The sequence below is a fragment of the Pontibacter brevis genome, from assembly GCF_054779655.1.
The window spans coordinates 77,344-97,036 of record NZ_BAAGXV010000021.1 but is presented as its reverse complement, the minus strand read 5'-3'; the positions used below and the strand labels follow the sequence as shown (position 1 = coordinate 97,036).

13 protein-coding genes and 1 tRNA gene are annotated in these 19,693 nt (G+C 48.0%); 8 read left to right on the top strand and 6 right to left on the bottom strand.

What is annotated here, in order from left to right; translation table 11 throughout:
* Window positions 1-22 precede the first annotated feature (22 nt).
* Window positions 23-1,264 (top strand): polysialyltransferase family glycosyltransferase, encoded by a 1,242-nt coding sequence (locus ACYVB1_RS05800; protein ID WP_460921627.1) that lies wholly within the window; start codon window positions 23-25, stop codon window positions 1,262-1,264.
* Window positions 1,265-1,312: 48 nt separating this feature from the next.
* On the opposite strand, the gene ACYVB1_RS05795 is transcribed toward ACYVB1_RS05800, so the two are convergent.
* From ACYVB1_RS05795 to asnB, 3 genes are all read right to left on the bottom strand, one after another.
* A complete protein-coding gene (locus ACYVB1_RS05795; RefSeq protein WP_460921625.1) occupies window positions 1,313-2,275 on the bottom strand; it encodes a UDP-glucuronic acid decarboxylase family protein in 963 nt (320 codons plus the stop codon).
* Between the two features lie 11 nt (window positions 2,276-2,286).
* Window positions 2,287-3,636 carry a UDP-glucose dehydrogenase family protein gene (locus ACYVB1_RS05790; RefSeq protein ID WP_460921623.1) on the bottom strand — a complete coding sequence of 450 codons (1,350 nt, stop codon included), beginning with the start codon at window positions 3,634-3,636 and terminating at the stop codon, window positions 2,287-2,289.
* Window positions 3,637-3,753: 117 nt separating this feature from the next.
* Window positions 3,754-5,658, bottom strand: a complete 1,905-nt coding sequence (gene asnB / locus ACYVB1_RS05785; protein WP_460921621.1) for an asparagine synthase (glutamine-hydrolyzing) — start codon at window positions 5,656-5,658, stop codon at window positions 3,754-3,756.
* Window positions 5,659-5,811: 153 nt separating this feature from the next.
* Between asnB and ACYVB1_RS05780 the strand changes: the two genes are divergently transcribed.
* The 6 genes from ACYVB1_RS05780 (at window position 5,812) to ACYVB1_RS05755 (ending at window position 15,062) form a co-directional block, all read left to right on the top strand.
* Window positions 5,812-6,705: an alpha/beta fold hydrolase gene (locus ACYVB1_RS05780; protein WP_460921618.1), complete on the top strand. Its 894-nt coding sequence runs from the start codon at window positions 5,812-5,814 to the stop codon at window positions 6,703-6,705.
* A 111-nt stretch (window positions 6,706-6,816) separates the two neighbouring features.
* Window positions 6,817-6,978: a hypothetical protein gene (locus tag ACYVB1_RS05775; protein WP_460921615.1), complete on the top strand. Its 162-nt coding sequence runs from the start codon at window positions 6,817-6,819 to the stop codon at window positions 6,976-6,978.
* A 456-nt stretch (window positions 6,979-7,434) separates the two neighbouring features.
* Window positions 7,435-8,052, top strand: coding sequence for a C40 family peptidase (locus tag ACYVB1_RS05770; protein ID WP_460921612.1), 618 nt, complete (start codon window positions 7,435-7,437; stop codon window positions 8,050-8,052).
* A 121-nt stretch (window positions 8,053-8,173) separates the two neighbouring features.
* Window positions 8,174-11,368: a TonB-dependent receptor gene (locus ACYVB1_RS05765; RefSeq protein WP_460921609.1), complete on the top strand. Its 3,195-nt coding sequence runs from the start codon at window positions 8,174-8,176 to the stop codon at window positions 11,366-11,368.
* A 209-nt stretch (window positions 11,369-11,577) separates the two neighbouring features.
* Entirely contained in the window at window positions 11,578-14,874 is a 3,297-nt protein-coding gene (locus ACYVB1_RS05760; protein WP_460921606.1) for a TonB-dependent receptor, read from the top strand.
* 114 nt (window positions 14,875-14,988) lie between these two features.
* Window positions 14,989-15,062: transfer RNA gene (locus tag ACYVB1_RS05755), tRNA-Ala, on the top strand.
* 147 nt (window positions 15,063-15,209) lie between these two features.
* On the opposite strand, the gene ACYVB1_RS05750 is transcribed toward ACYVB1_RS05755, so the two are convergent.
* The gene (locus ACYVB1_RS05750) at window positions 15,210-16,721 is read right to left on the bottom strand and encodes a hypothetical protein (RefSeq protein WP_460921603.1); all 1,512 of its coding nucleotides are present in this window, start codon (window positions 16,719-16,721) and stop codon (window positions 15,210-15,212) included.
* Window positions 16,722-17,158: 437 nt separating this feature from the next.
* Between ACYVB1_RS05750 and ACYVB1_RS05745 the strand changes: the two genes are divergently transcribed.
* Window positions 17,159-17,422 (top strand): hypothetical protein, encoded by a 264-nt coding sequence (locus ACYVB1_RS05745; RefSeq protein ID WP_460921599.1) that lies wholly within the window; start codon window positions 17,159-17,161, stop codon window positions 17,420-17,422.
* Between the two features lie 261 nt (window positions 17,423-17,683).
* Here the strand turns inward: ACYVB1_RS05745 and cysK are convergent, their stop codons facing one another.
* The gene (gene cysK / locus ACYVB1_RS05740) at window positions 17,684-18,601 is read right to left on the bottom strand and encodes a cysteine synthase A (protein WP_460921596.1); all 918 of its coding nucleotides are present in this window, start codon (window positions 18,599-18,601) and stop codon (window positions 17,684-17,686) included.
* Window positions 18,602-18,626: 25 nt separating this feature from the next.
* A complete protein-coding gene (epsC, locus tag ACYVB1_RS05735) occupies window positions 18,627-19,460 on the bottom strand; it encodes a serine O-acetyltransferase EpsC (RefSeq protein WP_460921593.1) in 834 nt (277 codons plus the stop codon).
* Window positions 19,461-19,693: the final 233 nt, after the last annotated feature.

Sequence of the window (19,693 nt, the reverse complement as noted above, 5' to 3'; positions counted from 1 at the left end):
TATTGTACTAATTTTCAGAAAAATGTCTGATAAAGCAAATTTACTGGTAGTTGGAGATTATAACAGGAAAGACTTCCTTGAATTGTTCCGGTCTTGCCGGCAGGATTTTAATTTCTACTTTCTCGAGTATGCCTCTAAAAAAGAGGTTGCTGATGAAGCATACAAGGTTTACGGAAAAGCTATCTTTTGGGGAGACTTCAAAAATGTGAATGAATTGCTCTTACATATTCAACCTCAAAAAGTAGTTTTTTTCTTTATAGAATCATATTTCCATGTTATTCTGAACTTAGCCTGCAAAGAACGGGGCATCTTTACTTACCTGATGGATCATGGCATCAGAGACCTTTATATCCACCTTAGGTTTGAGCAACACCTCATAAAGCAAACTTACAACGTTTCTCCTCTCCACCACTTTAAAAAAATAACCCAGTTTAAGGCACGCCTCAAGGCAAGACTTTTTCTGCGCAACTCTGTTAAGGAGCTTTCACCAACTCATGCAGCGTTTTTCAGGGACTTTTATAATACCAGAAGGAGCAGCAGCTTCATGACTACCTTCAACAAGATTAGTTCTCCCCTCAGGGTGGCAGATGCCTATATTTCTTTTGGCCCCAAAACCTTCGAGGCACATCAACACTTCGACCACCTGCCAAAAGACAAGCCTGTTCATTTTATAGGCTTGCCTAATTATGATCATTTAGCTGGCTTAGAGCCTGCTAATACAATAAAATCACAAATCATTTTCATCGATCAGGGACTGGGCAACTGGCGCTTCTTTAACTGGAATGCGACAAATTACAGACAGTTTGTTACGGCATTCGCAGGTATTTGCGCTACGCACGGGTATCAACTTCTGACAAAGCTTCATCCTGCACAACCCGAAGCAGATGCAAAATTTTGGGCCTCTTTCACTAACGTAAAGCTGATAGACAACAATGAGCTATTGTTGCAGCTTCCCCACTCGCGTCTTATAATGGGCTTCTACTCTACTTATTTGCTGCCGTTAATGGTTTTACCGTTTACAACTGTTGTAACCCTGGAGAACCATCCAATGGGCAGAATTGATGTATCCAAATCCTTTGTAGATGCCGGTGTGGCACACCCTGTTTATGACCTGGAGGAACTGCACAGTATTTTACCGAATATAGGAGCGCTTCACCAGAAACAACTCCCCAACAAGGCGAAGTTCACGGAGGAGTGGATGTACAAGTTTGACGGCAGGGCCGGCGAACGCCTTCGGAACATACTTCTGAGTGACAAGCTGTAAAAGCAGAAGGGGCTGCCTGACCAGACAACCCCTTCTGCTTTGTACTAGCTAAGCCTCCTGCTCAACAGGAAACTGTATTTTTTCTTTAAAGTATTCCAATGTTCTTTTTAAGCCTTCAGCACGATCTACCTGTGGTTCCCAGCCTAAAATCTCTTTGGCCTTGGTGATATCCGGCTGGCGCTTCTGCGGATCATCTTTTGGCAGGGGCTGGTAGTCAACTTTCAGCTCTACACCCGTCAGCTTGCAGATTTCCTCTGCAAACTCCTTGATAGTGATCTCAGACGGATTGCCAATGTTTACCGGTAAGTGGTAGTCGCTTAACAACAAACGGTAAATTCCTTCTACCAGGTCATCTACATAGCAGAATGAGCGTGTCTGGCTGCCGTCTCCAAAAATGCTCAATGGCTCCCCTCTTAGCGCCTGGCTCAGGAAAGCAGGCAATACACGTCCGTCATCCAAACGCATGCGCGGACCATAGGTGTTGAAGATGCGCACAATACGTGTTTCTAATCCATGGTGCATGTGGTAGGCCATTGTCATGGCCTCCTGAAAACGTTTTGCCTCATCGTAGCAACCCCGTGGACCAACAGGATTCACATTACCCCAATAATCTTCCTGCTGTGGATGCACCAGTGGGTCTCCGTATACTTCCGAGGTAGAGGCAATGAGCATACGGGCACCTTTTGCCTTGGCCAGGCCAAGCAGGTTGTGTGTACCCAATGAGCCTACCTTCAGCGTCTGGATTGGAATTTTCAGGTAATCAATCGGGCTGGCTGGCGATGCAAAGTGCAGGATATAGTCCAACTCACCTGACACATGCACAAACTTTGATACATCATGATGATAGAATTCAAAGTTCGGCAGCTTAAACAGGTGCTCTATGTTGTCCATGTTACCTGTAATCAGGTTATCCATGGCTACCACACGATAACCCTCATTGATAAACCTATCGCAAAGATGTGAGCCCAGAAAGCCGGCCGCACCTGTTATAAGTACTCTTTTACCTGCCATAACTCTTACTATTATATAGAAGCATCTAACTGCTGTGGCACTTGCTGCTTAACCCCTATTCCATAATAAGTAAAGCCTTTCTCATTCATCTCAGCGGCATCATAGATGTTTCTTCCGTCAAACACCACCTTGTCCTTCATTAGCTTGCTTACTACGTTAAAGTTCGGGGAGCGGAACTCAGGCCACTCTGTCACCAGCAGCAGCGCGTCTGCATCAATTAGTGTTTCATACTCATCCTTGCCGTACTCTATCGTGTCTCCCAGTGAATGCTGTGCCTCTTTCATGGCCACCGGGTCGTAGGCACGCACTTTGGCACCTTGCTCCAGTAATTTCTGAATGATAACCAGAGAAGGAGCTTCCCGCATATCATCTGTCTTCGGCTTGAAAGACAAGCCCCAGATAGCAAACGTTTTGCCTGCCAGGTCACCGCTAAAGTGATTGTGTATCTTGTTGTAAAGTACGGACTTCTGGTTCTCGTTCACTTCCTCTACGCTCTTGAGCACCCGCATCTCATAACCGTTCTCTGCAGCGGTACGAATAAGCGCCTTCACGTCTTTCGGGAAACAGGAACCACCGTAGCCGATACCAGGATAGATGAACTTATTGCCGATGCGCACATCAGAGCCAATACCTTTACGCACCATGTTCACGTCGGCACCCATGATTTCGCAAAGGTTAGCGATGTCATTCATGAAGCTGATTTTTGTGGCCAGCATGGCGTTGGCGGCATACTTGGTCATTTCGGCAGACGGTACATCCATGAAAATAAGCGGGTGTCCGTTCATCAGGAACGGCTTGTAGAGTTTCTTCATCACCTCCTGTGCTCTTTCAGAGCATACGCCCACCACAATGCGGTCCGGCTTCAGGAAGTCTTCGATGGCAGCTCCTTCTTTGAGGAACTCCGGGTTAGAAGCCACGTCGAACGGTATGTCCACGCCGCGTGCGGCCAGCTCCTCTTCTATAACCTGCCGAACTTTATTTGCAGTACCTACCGGCACAGTGCTCTTGGTAACCACTACGATGTAGGAGTTCATGTTCTGGCCAATGCTGCGGGCAACCGCCAGCACATATTTCAGGTCAGCACTGCCATCCTCGCCCGGAGGTGTTCCCACAGCAATAAAAGCTACATCACAACCCTGGATGCTCGATGCAAGGTCTGTAGAGAAGGAAAGACGCTCTTTCTGCGCATTACGTGCCACCATCTCCTCAAGTCCCGGCTCATAGATTGGCAGGATGTTCTTTTTAAGGTTGTCTATTTTCTTTTGGTCAATATCAATGCAGGTTACATCAATACCAACTTCTGCGAAACATGTCCCCGTAACCAGGCCAACGTATCCAGTACCAACAACAGCTATTCTCATAGATTAATCATATTTAACGATATCACAAATATAGATATATTCTTTTATTGTCCAATTTCAAAGAAAGTTAAATTAAGGTAAAATATTTAACTTTAAAAACAAATAATTATACTTTTCTCACAATATATATTTCATCCACCAATACTGAAATACCAGTAGCATCCAGGCTCTTGTTTGCACGAGGCCTGCTTTTTCAGTGTTCAGAAGCTGCCGGATGCGCTGTACCTGCTGTACATCGAAAACACCCTGAGCTGCCACAAAAGCATCAGAAAGGTATTCGTTTACCAGCTCCGTCCCCTCAGACTGCAGAAATGCTTTTAGCGGTACTTCAAACCCTTGCTTCGGCCGCTTATAAAGTTCGGCGGGCAACAACTCCCTGAAAGTGTCTTTCAGAATCTTTTTCTGCAGATTTTTATCTACCTTAGCAGAAGCTGGCAATGAAAAAGCAAACTTAACCAGCCTGTGATCCAGAAAGGGACTGCGAATTTCAAGGCCGTTAGCCATTCCCATCAAATCAATCTTCGTCAGCATATCGTTTGGCAGCACCAAACGCCAATCGGCACACAGTACGTGGTTAAGATCATAATGTTTTCTGCTGACGCACTCCAATACCCTGCCTTTGCGTGCGCGGTACAAATTCTGCTGCACCGCCGCCTTAGTTTCCGGTGTCAATAACGCCAGCGCCTCCTCTTCCTGCTGCCACGTTGCCCAAAGCCAGTAGCGGTCCTGAGGAAGCAGCCGGGCCCCTGTTGCAAAACGTTGCAGTTGCCTTACTTTGTTTCCGGCAAAAGAGTTTCTGGACTTAGGCAGCATATCCCACAGAAACTTCAGTTTTTTTACTGCCTCCGCTTTGGTTCCGCCAGACAGGACCCTATACTCTGCCAAGTGTTTGTTGTAGCCTCCGAAAAGTTCATCTGCACCGTCGCCACTCAGCACTGCCTTCATCTCCTGCCCTACATGCTTGCTTAAGGTGAATACTGCCAGTGCTGAGGAATCGGCAAAAGGCTCGCTCAGGCTGTCGAGTGCTCCTAAAAGATTCTTGTACAGGTCGTGATTCGAGAGGCGAAGTTCCATATGCTCTGTGCCGCACTTGTCTGCCACCAGGCGGGCATAACGGGTTTCGTCAAAGAAGGGCTGGTCAGGAAAACCGACAGCATATGTTTTAAGCTTATCAACCTGTTGGGCAGCCAGCGCCACCACCACAGAGGAATCGATGCCACCACTCAGGAAGGCGCCCACGGGTACATCCGCCACCAACCTGTCTTTAACAGCTTGCTGCAGGAGCATTTTTAGCTTGGCCTGCTGCTGCACGTAGGGCAACGGGCTGTGCAGCACCTTGTCACTGTCAAATGGCAGCCTGTACCACATGCGCTCCTCCACTCTGTTGCCGCGCACATACAACGACTGCCCCGGCAAAAGCTTTTTCGTTTCTTTCAGCATAGTGGCCGGCGCAGGCACATAAGTCAGCTGCAGGTACTGGTAAAGCGAGGTGTAGTCTAATTCACGTGGAACACCTAAGGCTAACAAGGCAGCCAACTCCGACCCAAACAGGAACTTGTCTGCATCTTTATAGTAAAGCAACGGTTTTTCCCCAAAACGGTCCCGGGCCAGGAAAAGGCTGTCTTCTCTGGCATCGTAAACAGCCAGGGAGAAAAAACCTGTAAGCTTTTTTAGACACTCCTGCCGCTCGCGCACATACAGGTGCAGCAGTACCTCTGTGTCGGAATCGCTGCGAAAGATGATCCCTTCTGCCTCCAGCTCCTTCCTTAGTTTTTTATAATTAAATATTTCACCGTTAAAGACAAGAGCGTAACGGCCGTCTTCACTTCTGAAAGGCTGATTGGCCACAGCAGTGGGGGCAATCAGAGCAAGCCTGCGGTGGCCGAGCCCTACGCGGTTATTGAAGTACAGCCCATCGGCATCAGGGCCTCGGTGCTGCAGCGCTGCCACAGCGCCTGGCAGCTGCTCCAGGGCCTTTCGGCCTGTTTCTGTAAATGCAAATACTCCTGTTATACCACACATACCTGGCTGTAAAGGTAAGCTTAATATTTTACCCCTGCCTGCCTGCTCCAGGGCTTACTGATATTTTGTCCCGAAGGGAAAGCTTTTTTAGTAGATAGAGCAACTTGCTTCCGCTTTGAAAGTATACTAAAAAGACAGAGCACCCTGAAGTTTATGACACCAGACTGGCTGGACAAGAAGGAATATCCTTTCGAATCCAAATACCTACAATTAGAGGCGGGTAAGATGCATTATGTAGACGAGGGAGAAGGGCCGCCGATTGTAATGATCCATGGCACTCCTGTCTGGTCTTTTCTGTACCGCAACCTGATAAAGATACTGCGCAAGAAGTACCGGTGCATCGCCATGGACATGATTGGCTTTGGCCTGTCAGATAAGCCGCAGAACTGGAGCTACAAGCCAAGAGCCCATGCCTCCAACTTTGAGCAACTGATGGACCATCTTCAGTTAAAGGACATAACATTACTGGTACATGATTTTGGGGCGCCCATTGGTTTTGCTTATGCCATAAACCACCCGGAGAAAGTAAAGAACATCGTGATGCTTAACTCCTGGACCTGGTCTCTGTCCAAGCACCAGTCCTTTACAAACACCAGCAAATACCTGGTGGGGCCCTTGGGCAAGTTCCTGCATTCAAAGCTCAATGTATCGGCTCATACACTCATAAATGAGTTGTTTGAAGGCGAGGAGAAGATGCCGGAGCCCATCCGGCAACATTATGTAAAAGCACTTGGCAACCCCGACGATAGTGTTGGCAAACTTGCCTGTGCACGGGAGCTGATAGGCATTACCCGGTGGTACGATGAACTTTGGCAAAAGCGGGCCAGAATACAGAACATCCCGACACTTATACTGTGGGGAGAGCGGGACAAGCTCATCAAAATTGAGGCGCTGCAGTGCTGGAAGAGGTTCTTCCACGAGAGTTATGTCATTCCTTTTGAAGACAGTGGCCATTTTCTGCAGGAAGAGAACGCTGAGGAGATTGCCCGTTATGTAAGCAACTTTGTAAAAGAAGAGAATAAGAAGCGAGAGTTAATACATCAATAACCAATCAAACGAATCAAGTTTATGGAAACGAAAAAACAAAGGAGTGAAGCTATATTAAGAGCACAACAAGCAACAGGAAAAATAAGCCAGCCACAAGCCAGGCTGTTTTCTATGGAAAACACGGACCAGTCGTCTTATATGAACAACGCGCACCAGGCCCCGCTTAATGAGTCCCATATTAACCTGATGCACTCCTGGATGAACCTGCGCGGCATGGACAACCAACTGGCTGAAACCAGGTACAGTGACTTAAATGAAAAAGAGGAGTCATGAAAAAACTGAGGAACCTTCACCGTCAGTGGCATAACATTGCCATAACAGCTGACCTTAAAACAAAACAGGCGCAGAACTTACGTACTGCGCCTGTTTTGTTTTAACCATTCTACCAAAGCACTTCAGGGTCATTTAAAGCAGGCACTTTCTCACATCCCACCTCAGCCGCAGTTGCATCTTGTTTTGCCCATAACCGGCACCAGTTTAATGCCTCGCCCCTTCGTTTAGCCTCCCCCAGGGCTGCACGGCATTAGCACTTCATTTGACATCCCGGAAGCTTATTGCCCCAGGCATCAGCAGCAGGCAATATAACACACTCATTACTAGTTATATCATAAAATACCTAGATAAATTCCGGAGTAACAGTGTTAGATTTCTCTTTTAAAAAGCATGGTTAATAAGTACTTTAGCCATAGATAAAACGACCTTGTTTCACTTAGATCGCTTAAATCAGCTTTGAAAACACATTACACTACCTCTGCCCTGTTCATCATTTTTCTGCTGCTGGTGGCTTCCTGCCAATCCACGCGGCCTACTTTCAGCAAACGCGGTGAAACGTACAAATCTGCCCGCGAAATAGCGGCAGAAAAGCGGCAAGCCCGTAAAGGCGGCAGATCGCGGGGCACCATCGCCTCTAAGGACCGCACCAGCCGAACCCGAACCCATGCCCGTAACTTAGATGAAGATGTGGCCACGGTTATACAGGCCGCACGCTCCTACACCGGCACTCCTTATAAGTGGGGTGGCACTACCCGGGTAGGCATGGATTGCTCCGGTTTGCTCTGCACCTCTTTCCAGACAATTGATGTGATTCTTCCTCGCACTTCGGATGAGCAGAGCCGCTTTGGTAAAAAGGTAAAACCAAAAGATATAAAAGAAGGCGATTTGGTATTTTTCGGAGCAAATAAATTTAGCCGGGATGTGACCCATGTGGGCATGGTAACGGAAGTTGTGAGCAAAGATGAGGTTCGATTTATACATGCCTCCAGCTCCCTTGGCGTTATAGAAACCAACCTTTACGCAGACCACTTCCAGAAAATCTTCATCAAAGCCGTCAGGCCGCCGGTGTTCTGACACAGAACACGAAAAATTGTACTTATAAATAAAATTTACATTATGCTAATATAAAAAGGGCCTAACTCACGTACTTAGTAACTAAGCGAAAATATTGTTGTTCAAATAGTTACTAAGAGCTATGAAATTTATTTACAAACGATTACTTCTTTGCTTCTCATTTCTGCTACTACTGCAAACGGCGTGGGCCCAGGGTACCACCACTGCTGCCATGAACGGGGTAGTCCAGGACCAGAATGGAGTAGCACTGCCAGGAGCTACAGTTATTGCTGTTCATAACCCAACCAATACACAGTATGTAGCCAACACAAACACCGAAGGCCGCTATAATTTTCAGAACATGCGGGTGGGTGGCCCCTACACCGTCAGGACATCTTATATCGGCTATCAGGAGCAGGTTGTTCAGAATATTAACCTTGCTCTGGGTCAGAACTACCGGCTGGACCTTACTGTTAACGAAAGTACCACGGCGCTGGGTGAAGTGGAGGTAACTGCCAACCAGGACAAAATCATCAACTCCGACAGAACGGGTGCTGCTACAAACATATCAACAGAGCAGATTCAGGCGCTCCCTACTATCAGCAGGAGCCTGAATGACTTTACCAGGATTACCCCGCAGGCCTCTACTTCGGGTGCAGGTATTTCCTTTGCAGGACAAAACAACCGTTTCAACAACTTCTCGATAGACGGTACAGTAAACAACGACGTGTTTGGCCTTTCAGCATCAGGTACCAACGGAGGTCAGACGGGTGTTCAGCCTATTTCGCTGGATGCCATTGAGGCGATACAGGTGGTTATTGCTCCATTTGATGTGCGGCAAAGCGGCTTTACAGGAGGAGGCATCAACGCCATTACCCGTAGCGGCTCTAACAGGTTCACCGGTTCTGCCTATTATTTTGGCAATAACGAGCGACTGGTTGGCAGAAGCCCGGATGAGGACCGGACAAGGCTGCCAGAGTATACCGACTACCAGACCGGACTCAGAATAGGAGGCCCTATCATAAAGGATAAACTGTTTTTCTTCGTGAACGGCGAGAAGACCAACAGAACGGCCCCGCTCCTGTTTGAACCCGGCTCGCCTACATCTAACATCACAGTAGACGAGGCAAACCGTGTGCTGGCAGCCGCCAACCGCCTTGGCTATGACCCAGGAAGCTTCAGGGGCATTGAGGACCAGACATCAAGCGATAAAATATTTGCCCGCCTGGACTGGAACATCACCAATAACCACCAGCTCACGCTCCGCCATAGCTATGTGTATGGCGAAAACATAGACAACAGCAGGAACCCGAATGCGCTTCGGTTTTCTAATAATGCAGAGTTCTTTCCGAGCACAACCAACTCCAGTGTGCTTCAGCTCCGAAGCCAGTTTGGGGGCAGCTTCGCAAATGAGGCCATTATTGGTTATACCAGGGTGCGCGACGACAGAGACATTATAGGCGAACCATTCCCCAACGTAACACTCAGGCTTTCAGGCGGTAGAACCATGTCAATAGGAAGCGAGCCATTTTCTGTGCAAAACCAGCTGGACCAGGATGTGCTGACGATTACAGATAACTTCAACATGTTTTTGGGCAAGCACACCATTACCCTCGGTACCCACAACGAGTTTTACAAAACATACAACCTGTTCATCAGGCAGGAGTTCGGAGCTTATGAATATAATTCCATAGAAGCTTTTGAGGCAATAGGTACCCCTGATGAGCAGGCGCCGTCCGCTTTTTTCAGGAATTACTCCCGCACCGATAACCGCCAGCAGGGAGCGGAGTTTTCCGCTTTTCAGCTAGGGTTTTATGCACAGGACGAATACACTGCTCTTAAAAACCTGAAACTGACACTGGGCCTGCGCCTGGACATTCCTACCTTCAACGATGAGCCCGCTCCTAATGAAGAATTCAATACTGCATTTGCGAACCGGGGCCTTGCCACCAACAGAACACCAGGCGCACAGTTTATGCTGTCTCCCAGGTTCGGTGTGAACTGGGATGTGTTTGACAACGGTAACACGCAGGTACGTGGTGGCGCCGGGGTTTTCACGGGCAGGGCACCTTTTGTATGGATTGCAAACCAGTACACGAACACAGGCCTCATGCTGGGTAGCCTTTCCTTAACAACTGGCAGCAGGCCTAACCCTACGCTTGAAGGAATACGTTTCAACCCTGACCCGGCTTCACAACCAAATGCCACTTCCGTAGGCTTGTCCGACAGAACATCCGAGATAAACATCACAGATCCTGATTTCAAGTTCCCGCAACTGTTCAGGGTAAACGCAGCTGTTGATCAGAGGCTGCCAGGCGGTTTTGTTGGTACGCTGGAAGGTATATATTCCAGGAATCTGAACAACATCTATTATCAGAACCTGAACCTGCAGGAAACTGGTACCCTTAACGGAGCAGACAACCGCCCGGTGTTTGGCAGAATACAGGGCAACAACTTCCAGGACATCATTTACCTGACCAATACGAGCCAGGGTTATGGATACAGCATAACAGGTCAGCTGCAGAAAAGCTACACAAGAGGGCTCTCCGGCTCCGTGGCCTACACTTACTCACGTGCCAAGGATGTAAACCCCGGCAACTCAAGCCAGGCGCGCTCCAACTGGATAAACGTAAACCAGGTGCGCGGGCTTAATAATGTGGAGGCAGCCTTTGCAGATAACGATATCCGGTCAAGGGTTGTGGCAGCCCTGACGTATGAGTTAAACTACCTTAACTTTGCCTCCACTGCCATCTCCCTTTTTTATAACGGACAGTCTGGTCAGCCCCTATCCTATATCTATAATGGTGATGTAAACAACGATGCCGGCAGAACCAATGACTTGATTTATGTACCTGCAGACAGGTCGGAGATAAACCTGGTGCCTATCACAGACCGCTCAGGCCAGGTGATACCCGGTTCCATGACCCCGGATGAGCAGTGGGAGGCATTGGATGCCTTTATATCCGGCAACGACTACCTGAGCGAAAGAAGAGGCCAGTATGTAGAACGTAACGCAGACCGCCTGCCCTGGACTAACCAGCTAGACCTTCGCCTGATACAGGAGTTCAAGCTGGCGCAGGCCGACAATTCCCACAGACTGCAGATTACATTCGACGTCTTTAATTTCACAAACCTGCTAAACAGAGACTGGGGAAGGCAGTACCAGGCGAACTTCAATGCTTTCCAAGCCATAGATTTTGTGGGATATGAGTCCGGCACGACAACCCCCATGTTTAACTACACCGGCAGGGGCTTAACGAACGGCAACCCTTATTTTGTGAATGACTTCCAGTCCAGATGGAGAGGCCAGCTTGGCCTGAGGTATATTTTTAACTAACAGGAATTTCGTCAGCACATAAAAAGGCGGGGCAAATGCTCCGCCTTTTTCATTTTATACGCCTCTCTGCCTCCATTTTTACATATTCATAAAACTGCGTATTCGTTTCCTCGAATATAAACAGCTAGTTAACAATTAAATAATCTGACACATGGTTGAAAATGAAGATTATGTCACCTACTTTTGCACCCAAAATCAACCAACCTTTTATGAAAAATTTTTATAGTACAATTTGTCTCATCCTGGTGATGGTCCTGACGGCCCATTACAGCTGGGCACAAGGTGTAACCACCTCTTCGCTGACAGGTGTTGTAACGGATGGCAACGGCGAAGGCCTTCCAGGAGCAACTGTAGTCGCTGTGCACACACCATCCGGAACTAACTATGGTACCGCTACGCAAGTAGACGGAAGATTCACAATCCCAAACATGCGTGTGGGCGGTCCTTACACTGTAACGGTTCGCTATGTAGGTTTCCAGGATAAAGTTTACAACAACATTAACTTAAACCTGGGTGTTGCCCAGAACCTGAACGTTAAACTAGCGGAGCAGTCAAATGCCCTGAGTGAAGTACAGGTTATTTCTGATCGCAACGCTGTGATTAGCTCTGAGCGTACAGGTGCTGCCACCAACATTTCCCGTGAGGCCATCACCGCTCTTCCTACTATCAGCCGTTCTATCAACGACTTTACGCGTTTAACGCCTCAGGCAAGCGGCACCTCTTTCGGTGGCCAGGATAACCGTCTGAACAACATCACGGTGGACGGTTCTATCCTGAACAGCAGCTTTGGTTTGAGCGGACAGCCAGGTGGCCGTACAGGTACTGCCCCTATCAGCTTGGACGCTATTGAGCAGGTACAGGTAAACTTAGCCCCTTACGATGTAAGACAAGGTGGTTTTACTGGTGCCGGTATCAATGCTGTAACCCGCTCAGGTACAAATGAATTCTCTGGTTCTGTATTCTACAACATCCAGAATGAGAAGTTCCTTGGTACTGAAGCAAGAGGAAGAGAAGTAGTATCTGATAACTTCAACAACACACAGGCAGGTTTCCGTTTAGGTGGTCCAATCATTAAAAACAAGCTGTTCTTCTTCGTGAACGGTGAGATTGAGCGCCGCACTGAGCCAGCTACTACTTTCAGAGCCAACAAAGGTGGTGAGGCAGTAGAAGGTAACGTAACACGGGTACTGGAGTCTGACCTGAATCAGTTAAGCAGCTACCTGAGAGACAGATTCGGTTATGAAACAGGCCCTTACCAGGGTTATGACAACGAGACCAGAAGCAACAAGTTCCTTGCAAAGCTGGATTACAACATCAACAACAACCACAGAGCCAGCATCCGTTACAACATGCTGGATTCTGAAAGAGATGCCTTAACTAGTAACAGCTCTTCTCTTGGTTTCGGTAGCCGCAGAACAAACCTGAACGCGCTGAACTACCAGAATTCGAACTACATCCAGTTTGAGAAAATCCATTCCGTTATCGGTGAATTAAACTCAACCTTTGGTACCAAGTTCTCCAATAACATGATTGTTGGCTATACGTCTCAGAACGAAGACAGAGGTTCGCGTGGTGATTTCTTCCCGCTTATCGAGATCCAGAATGCTGGCGCAAACTACATCACTGCCGGTTTTGAGCCATTTACGCCAAACAACAGACTGAGCTATACAACACTCCAGTTCCAGAACAACTTCACATATTATGCTGGAGCCCACACTTTAACTGCTGGTGTTAACGTAGAGCGTCTTTCATTCGAGAACGTTTTCTTCCCAGGCTCTCAGAGCGTGTATGTATTCAACTCACTGGATGATTTCTATACTGCCGCTGACGGATACCTTGCAGATCCAAACCTTGCAACATCACCTGTTGAGCTAAGAAGATTCCAGTTACGCTACTCTGCACTGCCAGGAGGCGCTGAGCCTGTACAGCCTACAAGAGTAACCTACAGCGGCTTGTACCTGCAGGATTCATGGGCTGCTATGCGTAACATGACCGTAACATTTGGTCTACGTGCTGATGTGTCTGCATTTGACGAAACAGGATTTGAGAACCCTGCCGTATCTGAAATGACTTTCAGAGATGCTGATGGCAATCCTTTGCAGGTAAACACAGCTAAACTTCCTGACACTAAAGTGCTGTGGTCACCACGTGTAGGCTTTAACTGGGATGTGCTGGATGATAAGACACTGCAAATCCGCGGTGGTTCAGGCATCTTCTCTGGTCGTCCTGCATTCGTGTGGATCTCTAACCAGATTGGTAACAATGGTGTACTGACAGGTTTTATCTCTAACGACAGAACAACACAGTATCCATTCAACCCGGATCCAACAGCGCATATCCCTGCTAACCCTACCCTGCCAAGCTCTTACGAAATCAACGTTTCTGACAGAGACTTTACTTTCCCGCAGGTTTGGAGAAGCAACCTTGCTGTTGACAAATCACTTTTCGCTGGTATAGTAGGTACAGTAGAATTCATCTACAGCAAAAACCTTAACAGCGCCAACTACATCAACATTAACCTTGCTCCAGCCACTGCTACCTTCAATGGCCCGGACAACCGTTTGATGTACCCTGGCTATGGTCTGCGCAATGATGCTTTCAACAATGCAAGCCGCATTAACCCAACTATTACTTCAGCTCCTTACCTGACTAATACAAATAAAGGATACTCTTACTCTTTCACTGCTCAGTTAGAAAAACCGTTCAACAACGGTCTGTTTGCCCGTTTGGCTTATAACTTCGGTGAGGCGAAAGACCTTTTATCTGCCGGTAGCACAGCTGGTGGTACTTACAGCGGTATCCGTAGCGTAAACGGCAACAACTATCCAGAGCTTGCTTTCTCTGACAACGATCAGCGCCACCGTGTAATCGGTTCCATCTCTTACCGTAAAGAGTATGCAGGTTTCGGTGCCACTCAAATCTCCCTGTTCAGCGAAGCACGTAACCAGAGCCGCTTCAGCTACACGTACAACGGCGACATGAACGGTGACGGAACTTTCGGAAACGACCTGCTTTATGTACCAAACACTGGCAGCGAGTTGATTTTCTTACCAATTACAGGTAAAGATGCTGCTGGTAACACCATCACAGTATTTACACCAGAGCAGCAGGCTGCCGCTTTCGAAGCTTACATTGCACAGGACGAGTACCTGAATTCCCGCCGCGGACAGTACGCAGAGCGTAACGGCGCTATCATGCCTTGGGTGTACCAGACTGACCTGAGCATTGTACAGGAGTTCTTTGTGAACGTAGGTGGCAAGCGTAATACGTTGCAACTAAGAGGTGACATCTTCAACGTTGGTAACCTGATTAACAGCGACTGGGGTGTGAACAACAGAGTGCTGCAGAGCTCACCGCTGGTAGCTGCTGGTGTAAATGCGGACAACGTTCCTCAGTACAGAATGCAGACAATCGGAAATCAGCTGCTTACTAACACGTTCAATACTTCAGCTGGTATTGATGATGTATGGAGAGCACAGATTGGCCTCCGTTACATCTTCAACTAAAAGCTTCTTTCTTCATATTAAAAGGGGCAGCGAAAGCTGCCCCTTTTTCTTTTGCACATTTTTTCACGGGATGTTTTGCTTCTAAAAATTTTCCCCTATTTTTGTGCCACACAAGGGGGATTAGCTCAGCTGGCTAGAGCGCTTGCATGGCATGCAAGAGGTCATCGGTTCGACTCCGATATTCTCCACACTGATAATCAAGCACTTACTAGGTAAAACTGGTAAGTGCTTTTTTGTTTCGGCATACCAAGTGCACACAACTCCGCTGGTTTTAGATTACAGCGTGGGCAGTTTGACCTAAAAGATTGCTCCTTCGCTCCGGGTATAGTTCTCTATTATATACCACCAGCTAAATCTTCTGTTGTCCCCACATGAGAACTGTGCCCGACGTTCTCTTTGTTCTGCTCATCTACAACAGTTACTTTTATTCTATTCCTGTTCTGGCCTCTCATTTCTAACTCATCGATTCCGGCCAAACCTTGCAGTACGATCTTTTTTGTATCAGCTCGATGAAAAGTCCTACGATAAGTGATTTTGCCATCCGACTTCCTGCGTACTGTTACCTCTGTCTCATTGTCATTTAGCCGTATCACTTCAAACTGCTCCGCGTCGTCTGAGCCAGTTACCTGCACCTTCTTCGCAAGTGTTTTGTAGAACTTCCTGGCTGCCTTGTCAAGTTGGTCTCTCCTGCTTTTGAGGTCGCGCACCAGGATTTCACCCTGCAGTTCATAAACAGGCTTTGGAAGCTTCCGTACAGCCTGCTCAATTACCTCATCTGTAACAGCACGCTGCAGCTCGTGCGCCAGGGAATCAAACTGCTGTGCCGTCAGTTCCGGCATGGCCTGCCTGTCGAGCTTCTTCGATTTAACCATTAGTGCCTTTACATCCCTGTAGTCTTTGCTGAAAGAAACATATTTGCGGAAGCTCCACTTGCGGCTCAGGAGCCAGGACAAAAGGCCGTCGTCGAAGCGGTAAAAAGCATTGTCCCTGTCCTTCGGGATCGGGCGGTAAATGTACACCCCCTCCTGCTGGTACACAGCCCACTCCCACTGCCCCTCGTGCCTGTCCCGATCGCCAATCAACAGGTCCAGGAGCCTGGCTCTGGCAAACGCGGGTTGATCGATGACATGGTTACTATTACGATAGTGGTGCTTAAGCATCTTTCCTGTTCCCACAATGTCCTGCGCCTCTTTCAGGTCCCCGACCAATGCGCGTTTGTCATTGTACTTCTCCTCCAGCATATAGAGCCTGTCACTCAAAAGCTCCTTGTGCTCCCCCAGCCTCTCCTCGTTCGGTTGAACATACACCAACATAGGTGTTGCGTGTGGAACTCCGGCTGCCTTGGCCAATGGTGCAACCATCAGGTCAGCGTAAGGGTGGAGCGCCGAGGTCTGGTCAAGCACAAGGTTTGAAACAAATGTTCTGGACAGGGGAAAAGGCAGCTTAATTTCAGGCCTCTTGTCAACGGTGCGCAAGGAGTAGGTCATTCCATCCCCAGCCACCATTGTAGCATTTATCGTTTGCATTCCGCCGCCTACCTTCTCAACCTGAAGCCCTCCTTTCACGGTGTCTACCTGCAGCACAGGTACCGTCACCGCCGTTGACCAGGCTTGCCGATGGCGCTTGCCCCAGATGACATTGTGCAGAAAGCCACGCTTGTAGTGGCTGCCAGCCTGAACGGTTACACTATCAACAGCGCCAGGTGACTGCAGCAGCAGTTGGTGCACGGCGGGGTCCGCAATGGGAGTAGGGGCATAAAAGTTTTTCCTGGCACATGCGGAAGAGAGCAGCAGCAGGAACAGGCATAAAACGGGGTTTATCCTATATATGGTAAATTGAGTAGGCATGATGTAAGTACATGTGTTTCCTTATAAATGTTTGCCCCCCTTTCAGAAGCAAACAGAGACAAATCAAAAAAGCTGATACGGAAGCATAATTGTGCAGAAAAAGAGAGAAAACAGCAGCTAGCCGAGGTGGTAAAACAGCAAAACGAGGAAATACAGGCTAAATATTCATCACAGAACAGGAAAAGAATTGCACCTCAGATGTTACTTTTAAGCATTTACATCCTTAAATATATATAACTATATATATTGTATAGTTAATTAACACCTCAACAGTAGACTTAATCCCTTATTATATTGCCGGTTTCAAACCGACCTGATTAAAAACCCACACCTGTTACTCCCGCATAAAAGATGTTACTTTACCGCCTTAAAATTCCTGTTTGCAGACTAATGATGTTCGTATTGTTGTAATGTATTAGAACCTAAAACGAGGACTTATGAAAACTTTAGCCAATTCTACACACGCTTACTCTTCAGAAAGCTTAGGAAGCAACGTTTCTGTGTTTTCACTCCCATCTAAGGCAGGAGCCTTGCCTAACGAGGACCAGTATGGCTTCTCTACTATAGATGGTAGCATGGTTACTTTCAACGCTGGAACAAATGCCATCAACAACGGCGCCGGCATTTTTATTGGAGATTACTTTGTTGGTTTTGCTGACAGCTGCCATACCGATGCTGATATGCCTTGCATCAAGTATTAATCCCTATTGCTTTTATATCAGGATAAAGTCCAATTGCCAAGCTAACCCTTGGTTGTAACTCATATTTTATGACCCTTCAGAGGAACATTCAGTGCCTGGCCAGGCTTAGAACTAAATAATAGTTTATCATTCCTCACCCCCTCATTACCTCCAGTTTTTAGCTGACAGCACAAACGGTTGCTTTCGCTAAAAAGCACAAATAAAAAGCGTCCCCCGCTATACAACAGGAGACGCTCACAAATAAGATTAAACTTAAAGCTGCTACACAAACAGACCTTCTACAGACAGGTAACGTTCACCTGTGTCGTAGCAGAAGGTGAGTACTTTGGAGCCTTCCGGAATTTCTTCTTCTATTTTTTTACCAACGGCAGCCAGAGATGCTCCCGAGGATATGCCGATAAACAAACCTTCTTCGCGGGCAGCACGACGGGCGTAATCAAATGCTTCGTCAGCATCAACCTGCACCACGCCATCCAGCAGCGAAGTGTCCATAATGCTAGGAATAAAACCAGCACCTACTCCCTGTATCGGGTGCGGACCGGGCTGGCCACCGCTTAACACAGGAGAGGCAGAAGGCTCTACGGCATACACCTTCAGGTTAGGGAAGCGGCCCTTCAGCACTTTGGCCACGGCAGTGATATGTCCGCCGGTACCAACTCCGGTGATGATATAATCCAGCCCATCCGGGAAATCTTCCAGTATCTCCTGGGCGGTAGTATCAATGTGAATTTGAGTATTGGCTTCGTTGTCGAACTGCATCGGCATCCAGGCATTGTTATTTTCCTCTACCATCTCGCGGGCGCGCTCAATGGCTCCTTTCATGCCCTTCTCGCGCGGGGTCAGTTCCAGTTTGGCGCCATAGGCGGCCATCAGGCGGCGGCGCTCAATAGACATTGACTCCGGCATAACAAGAATAATCTGGTAGCCCTTCACGGCAGCCACCATCGCCAAACCTACACCTGTGTTTCCAGAGGTAGGCTCCACAATAACACTATCTTCTTTCAACAAGCCTTTGCGTTCGGCATCTTCAATCATGGCAAGTGCAATGCGGTCTTTGATGCTGCCACCGGGGTTGCTCCGCTCCTGCTTCATCCACACCTCTACATTTTTGTTGTAGAGCTTGTTGATGCGCACGTGTGGCGTATTACCAATTACTTCTAGTATTGATTTAGCTTTCATGTTTTATATAGATTAGTGTTATGGTTTAGATTGAAAAATTCACAACGTCAGCCGGGTCGGCGGAGCGGCGCACATTTATCTGCGGCCTGTGGTATACCCTTGAGTAGGCAGGTACGCTCTCCGTCAGCCACACGTTGCCTCCAATAGTGCTATATGCCCCTACAACGGTGTTGCCGCCCAGTATGGTGGCCCCGGCATATATCACCACATGGTGCTCTATGGTAGGGTGGCGCTTTATATTGGCCATGGCTTTGTCTACGCTCAGTGCGCCCAGCGTTACGCCCTGGTACAGTTTAACATGGTCGCCAATGATGCAGGTTTCCCCAACTACGATGCCCGTACCATGGTCGATGCAGAAATGGGTGCCAATACGCGCACCGGGATGAATATCGATACCCGTCTGGGCGTGCGCGTATTCCGACAGCACCCTTGGTAACAGCGGCACCTGCAAGCGGTACAGCTCGTGGGCCAGCCGGTGAATGGCCACTGCCTTAAATCCCGGATATGTTCTGATTACCTCCTGCACACTTTGTGCGGCAGGGTCACCGGCAGCAATGGCCTCTGCATCGAGCAGTAGCAACTGGTGAATCTGGGGCAGGTGCTGCATCATCTGCCGCGCCACCTCCTCAGCCGGCATCGGCAACTGCTGCTCCATGTTGGAGAGCACACGCATCAGGTTCTGCTGCAGGCTACTGGCATACTCCTCCAGTTCCTGTACTGTTTCAAAGCGTTCATCGGCCAGGGCCGGGAAGAGCAAATGAAGCACCCCCTCTACCAGGTGGCAGATCGCCGAAGAAGGCACATGATGCCTCGCCTGTTGGTGATGCTTGAAAAGCGTATGTATAAATTGATTGTTCATTATGATTTTATCAACGTATCCCGAAGGTTATTGTGTTGCAATTAACAAAAAAAGAGGGTACTTGTTTGGATGCTTCTTTTAAGCTGTGCCCACTCTGCCTACTCTGAGATAATTTCCTGCGCTGCGTTGCAGCTGTATAAGGCTGCATAATTAACTGTTTAGCAGTAGAAAGCATTTAGGAGAGCAGAGTATTATTACAGTCAAACGGCAATAGCTTATGTTGTGCAATATCA

Bases quoted from the DNA above. Each gene is read 5' to 3' on its own strand.
- ACYVB1_RS05800 (WP_460921627.1), top strand. From the start codon at position 23: ATGTCTGATAAAGCAAATTTACTGGTAGTTGGAGATTATAACAGGAAA.
- ACYVB1_RS05795 (WP_460921625.1), bottom strand. From the start codon at position 2,275: ATGGCAGGTAAAAGAGTACTTATAACAGGTGCGGCCGGCTTTCTGGGC.
- ACYVB1_RS05790 (WP_460921623.1), bottom strand. From the start codon at position 3,636: ATGAGAATAGCTGTTGTTGGTACTGGATACGTTGGCCTGGTTACGGGG.
- asnB (WP_460921621.1), bottom strand. From the start codon at position 5,658: ATGTGTGGTATAACAGGAGTATTTGCATTTACAGAAACAGGCCGAAAG.
- ACYVB1_RS05780 (WP_460921618.1), top strand. From the start codon at position 5,812: ATGACACCAGACTGGCTGGACAAGAAGGAATATCCTTTCGAATCCAAA.
- ACYVB1_RS05775 (WP_460921615.1), top strand. From the start codon at position 6,817: ATGGAAAACACGGACCAGTCGTCTTATATGAACAACGCGCACCAGGCC.
- ACYVB1_RS05765 (WP_460921609.1), top strand. From the start codon at position 8,174: ATGAAATTTATTTACAAACGATTACTTCTTTGCTTCTCATTTCTGCTA.
- ACYVB1_RS05760 (WP_460921606.1), top strand. From the start codon at position 11,578: ATGAAAAATTTTTATAGTACAATTTGTCTCATCCTGGTGATGGTCCTG.
- ACYVB1_RS05750 (WP_460921603.1), bottom strand. From the start codon at position 16,721: ATGCCTACTCAATTTACCATATATAGGATAAACCCCGTTTTATGCCTG.
- ACYVB1_RS05745 (WP_460921599.1), top strand. From the start codon at position 17,159: ATGAAAACTTTAGCCAATTCTACACACGCTTACTCTTCAGAAAGCTTA.
- cysK (WP_460921596.1), bottom strand. From the start codon at position 18,601: ATGAAAGCTAAATCAATACTAGAAGTAATTGGTAATACGCCACACGTG.
- epsC (WP_460921593.1), bottom strand. From the start codon at position 19,460: ATGAACAATCAATTTATACATACGCTTTTCAAGCATCACCAACAGGCG.